The sequence below is a fragment of the Citrobacter sp. Cu096 genome, from assembly GCF_030332285.1.
GTDB lineage: Bacteria > Pseudomonadota > Gammaproteobacteria > Enterobacterales > Enterobacteriaceae > Citrobacter > Citrobacter meridianamericanus.
Genome location: NZ_JAOWID010000007.1, coordinates 1 through 212, shown reverse-complemented (window position 1 = coordinate 212; position 212 = coordinate 1). Strand labels below are relative to the sequence as shown.

1 tRNA gene and 1 other RNA gene are annotated in these 212 nt (G+C 53.8%); both read left to right on the top strand.

The features are described from left to right. A non-coding RNA gene (locus OGX99_RS00840) (RtT sRNA) lies at window positions 1–78 on the top strand; the annotation flags it as partial. 60 nt (window positions 79–138) lie between these two features. Continuing rightward, a tRNA-Arg gene (locus tag OGX99_RS00835) sits at window positions 139–212 on the top strand.

The window sequence follows — 212 nt, the reverse complement described above, 5'->3', positions numbered from 1 at the left end:
AGCACCAGGGAGGATAACGTTGCTTCAGCAACGGCCCGCAGGGCGAGGCGCAGCCGAGTAATCCTCCCGGATGCACCATCTCTTACTTGATATCACTTATTTCGATATCAATATCGGCAGTAAAGCAAGTTTCCTGATGCATCCGTAGCTCAGCTGGATAGAGTACTCGGCTACGAACCGAGCGGTCGGAGGTTCGAATCCTCCCGGATGCA